This is a genomic window from Synechococcus sp. F70.1 (assembly GCF_047502745.1).
In the GTDB taxonomy this organism is placed as follows: domain Bacteria; phylum Cyanobacteriota; class Cyanobacteriia; order Thermostichales; family Thermostichaceae; genus Thermostichus.
This window is the reverse complement of the sequence record NZ_JANSJL010000109.1, coordinates 79776-84088: the sequence shown is the minus strand read 5'-3', so window position 1 is coordinate 84088 and position 4313 is coordinate 79776. Positions and strand designations below refer to the sequence as shown.

Here is a 4313-nt window from a genome sequence, read left to right as displayed (position 1 = left end):
CGGTTCTCCCCCGCTGGCCGTTACTCCCCCGCCTTTGAGGTAGTAATTGCGGCAGCGCTGGATCTCCGCCATGAGGGAGTCCACTGTCACCACCTGGCCAGCATTGGGATCCCGACAGTCCGGATTGTGGCAGTACAGACAGCGCAGAGGACAGCCCTGCAGGAAGATGACAAAGCGGATCCCTGGCCCATCTACCGTGCCACAGGTTTCAACCGAGTGAATGCGGCCGGTCACCGGCCTCGAGGGGTTGAGGGAGGTACCCATAACTTCTATTCTCAATGGCTTTTGCAAAATATCAATTAATCTTGAGGTTTTCTTCCAAATTGCTGGCTACGTTGCCCACCCCCTGGCTTTGACTTTGGGTTTACCTGGGCTGGGTTTTCTTAAGTTGAAAACCGATGGAAAGACCCCAAAGGGCCTACTGGGAGACACCTGACGAGATGTTGTGTAGGCGATGCGCCTTCGGATCAAAGCCCGCTGGGAAATGGGTATAGGCATCGAAATCGGCGTGATCCAGCAAAGCTCCTTCCAAGAGAGCACCTCGGAAATCGGTGCCGAAAAGCAGGCATCCTCGCAGATCGGCTCCAGATAGGTTGGCGTCGCTGAAATTGGCAAAGCTGAGATCACACCCCCGCAGGTTGGCGCCTGCCAGGTTGGCCCCGCTGAAGTCGGCAGAGCGCAGGTCGGCACCGGCTAGGTGGATCCCTTGTAGGTCGGCCTGGAGCAGCTCGATCCCTTGGAAATCTCGCTGTCCTGCCGCGTAGTCTCTAACCAAGTCCAAAGCGCTATAGCTCATCGAACCTCCTTGCTGGGGGATCCCTTTCCCTGGGTATGGGCAGCCTTCAGGGATCCCCTGGCCGTCGTTTAGAAGTGTTGATGGAAGGTGCGGTTAATCACATCCAGTTGTTGCTCGCGGGTGAGCTTGATGAAGTTCACCGCGTAGCCGGAAACCCGGATGGTGAGCTGTGGATAGAGCTCTGGGTGCTCCATGGCGTGCAGCAAGGTCTCGCGGTTGAGAACGTTCACGTTGAGGTGAAAGCCGCCATCCCGCATGTAGCCATCCAGCAGCCCCACTAGATTGGCAACCCGCTCCTCCGCTGTGCGACCCAGGGCCGCCGGCACGATGGAGAAGGTGTTGGAGATGCCATCCAGAGCGTCGTCGTAGGGCAGCTTGGCCACGGAAGCCAGCGAGGCCACCGCCCCCTTGGTGTCCCGGCCGTGCATGGGGTTGGCCCCTGGGGCAAAGGGCTCGCCCGCTCGCCGCCCGTCAGGGGTGTTGCCGGTTTTCTTGCCGTAGACCACGTTGGAGGTGATGGTGAGGATGGACTGGGTGGGGATGGCGTTGCGGTAGGTTTTGTGCTTGCGCAGCTCCGCCATGAAGGTCTGCACCAGTTGCACCGCAATCTGGTCAACCCGGTCGTCGTTGTTGCCGTATTTGGGGAAGTCGCCCTCCACCGCGTAATCCACCACTAGGCCCCGCTCATCCCGGATGGCCCGTACCCGCGCGTATTTGATGGCGGATAGGGAGTCGGCTGTTACCGACAGGCCGGCCAACCCAAAGGCCATGGTGCGCAGCACGTCCCGGTCGTGCAGGGCCATCTCCAGGCGCTCGTAGCAGTACTTGTCGTGCATGTAGTGGATGATGTTCATGGTGTTGACGTAGGTTTTGGCCAGCCAGGCCATCATCTGCGCCATGCGCGGCCACACCTCGTCGTAGTCCAGGACATCGGCGGTGATGGGGGCGAAAGCAGGAGCCACCTGCTCGCCGGAGATCTCATCCCGACCGCCGTTGATGGCATAGAGCAGGCACTTGGCCAAGTTCACCCGCGCTCCAAAAAACTGCATTTGCTTGCCGATGCGCATGGCCGACACACAGCAGGCGATGCCGTAGTCATCCCCCCAGTAGGGGCGCATCAAGTCGTCGTTTTCGTACTGGATGGAGCTGGTTTCGATGGAGACCTTGGCGCAGTAGCGCTTGAAAGCTTCCGGCAGCCGCTCCGACCAGAGCACGGTCAAGTTGGGCTCCGGCGCCGGCCCAAGGTTGTAGAGGGTATGCAGCATGCGGAAGCTGGTCTTGGTCACCAAAGGCCGCCCATCTAGCCCCATGCCGCCGATGCACTCGGTTACCCAGGTGGGATCCCCGCTGAAGAGCTCGTTGTACTCCGGCGTGCGCAAAAACCTGACCATGCGCAGCTTCATAACAAAGTGGTCAATGAGCTCCTGGGCCTCTTCCTCGGTGAGGATCCCGGCCTGCAGATCCCGCTCGATGTAGATGTCTAGGAACGTGGAAACCCGCCCCAGGGACATGGCGGCGCCGTTTTGCTCTTTGACCGCTGCCAGGTAGGCCAGGTACAGCCACTGGATGGCCTCGCGGGCGTTGGTTGCGGGGCGGCCTAGATCAAAGCCGTAGCTGGCCCCCATCTCCTTGAGCTCGTACAGGGCTTTGATCTGCTCTGAGAGCTCCTCCCGCAGGCGGATGGTTTCTTCATCCATCGTGTCCACCTCTAGGCTGGCCTTCTGCGCCTCCTTGTCCTCAATCAGCCGATCCACGCCATAGAGAGGTACCCGCCGGTAGTCACCGATGATGCGGCCCCGTCCATAGGCGTCCGGCAAGCCGGTGATGATCCCAGAGCGGCGGCAGCGGCGCATCTCCTCCGTGTAGGCGTCGAAAACCCCGTCGTTGTGGGTCTTGCGATACTTGGTAAAGATTTCCTTAACGCGGGGATCCAGCTCGTAGCCATAGGCCTTGAGGGCCGTTTCTACCATACGGATGCCGCCAAAGGGCAGGATGGCGCGCTTTAGGGGCTTATCCGTTTGTAGCCCCACGATCTGCTCCAGCTCTCGGTCGATGTAGCCTGGCGGGTGGCTGGTGATGCTGGAAGGAAGGTCGGTGTCGGCATCCAAGATCCCACGCTTCCGCTCCAAGGCCATCAGATCTTGAACTTTGGCCCACAGCCGCTGCGTGCGCTCGGTGGCCGGCGCCAAGAAGCTTTCATCTCCCGTGTAAGGCGTGTAATTGCGCTGAATAAAATCTCGGACGTCGATGCAGCGCTGCCACCGCCCAGGCACGAAATCCCTCAAGCTATGTTGTTTACTTGTGAATTCTGTAGGCAAAGCTACAGAAGACTGGGCGCTCACTACCATAGCAATCCCCCTGGCCATTCGGCCTGACAGCTATGCAACAGGCTAGACCTAGAGCAAGACCTCTCCTCAGCTACTGCTAAGGGCTGCTGGCATCTTTGCAAAAGGGACGATCTAGCCACCGGTGCAAGGGAGAACTTTTAGCAACTCTGATGTTTCTTTTTTCAGGCGTTTGCAATACACCTTGCCTGCTTCAATTCTAGTTCCTTCTCCTCTTAGGAGGCCGCTGTCTCTGTGTTTTTAATCCCGTTTTTAATGTTTTCTTAAGGGCTTGCTAAGGGGGCTTGCCAAACGGCTAGCTTAGGCCAAGGTAGGTTGGAGGCAGCACCCCCAATCAGGCGGCGCAGCAGTTACTTGAGGAAATCTTCACGAGTGGTGTTAAGGCACGGACAACAAATGGGGTTACTCTCGGCAGCTCGAAAGAGCAGATAAGGAGGCCTCGGAAATAAGAGAAGCCTTTCTGAGAATTGGAAGACAACCACGAAAAGCAACTATTTCCCTTCCCGTCCTGAGCTGAGGATCCGCTCCCCCCCTAGAGGCAAGAGTTTTGAACTAGAGTAAACTTTGGTGTTTGTTTTGAGAGGAGTGTTAAATACGACATCTGAACCACCTGGGCCTTGCCTATCATCCTGCTTGGCGCTGGGCAGTTTTGGTTCCTGGACTGAGCTCCTTCCTTGAGGATTGCCGATTGCTGTGCTACATATGAACTTAACTGCCGAGCATAGGTATTTATTACTAAGCGACTTGTCTGTAGCCAGAAGAGGGCCTGGCTGAGCCGAGGAGTGAGGAGGAGTGTGATGTTCAAACGGTTGGCGGAACAATACCGCAGCTACGTTCAGGATCTGGTGATGAGTTTGCAGGCGCTGGCCATTGCTTTGGAGAAGCGGGGCTACCCGGCCTCCTGCTACACCTGCGGCACCTCCTTTGAGAGCGCTTCCTTCATGGTCAGCTTGCGGGAAGGGCATCTGATTCGCTTTTTAGTCTCCGAGTGCTCCATCAGTTGGACGGAGATGCGGGATGAGCGGGAGCTGATGAAACTGGAAGGAGCGGAGGCCATTCGTCAGCTTCAGGATCTGGTAGAGCTAATCAAAGACGATCTAGCTGCTAGCGCTGCGCCAGCAGAAGCTCTGGCCCATAGCCGTTGATCCGCGTCTGAAAGACCTATACAACCT

4 protein-coding genes are annotated in these 4313 nt (G+C 57.8%); 1 reads left to right on the top strand and 3 read right to left on the bottom strand.

The window, feature by feature from the left end; translation table 11 throughout:
* From NW860_RS10805 to pflB, 3 genes are all read right to left on the bottom strand, one after another.
* The coding region (locus NW860_RS10805) for a 4Fe-4S cluster-binding domain-containing protein (protein ID WP_414514136.1) at positions 1-264 on the bottom strand (264 nt) is incomplete at its 3' end.
* A gap of 154 nt (positions 265-418) precedes the next feature.
* On the bottom strand, positions 419-796 hold the full coding sequence (locus tag NW860_RS10800; protein WP_414388725.1) for a pentapeptide repeat-containing protein: 378 nt from the start codon (positions 794-796) through the stop codon (positions 419-421).
* A 68-nt stretch (positions 797-864) separates the two neighbouring features.
* Positions 865-3144 carry a formate C-acetyltransferase gene (gene pflB / locus NW860_RS10795; RefSeq protein WP_414393447.1) on the bottom strand — a complete coding sequence of 760 codons (2280 nt, stop codon included), beginning with the start codon at positions 3142-3144 and terminating at the stop codon, positions 865-867.
* A 794-nt stretch (positions 3145-3938) separates the two neighbouring features.
* Here pflB and NW860_RS10790 point away from each other — a divergent pair.
* A complete protein-coding gene (locus NW860_RS10790; RefSeq protein WP_414393445.1) occupies positions 3939-4286 on the top strand; it encodes a DUF1815 family protein in 348 nt (115 codons plus the stop codon).
* The last annotated feature ends 27 nt before the right edge of the window (positions 4287-4313 follow it).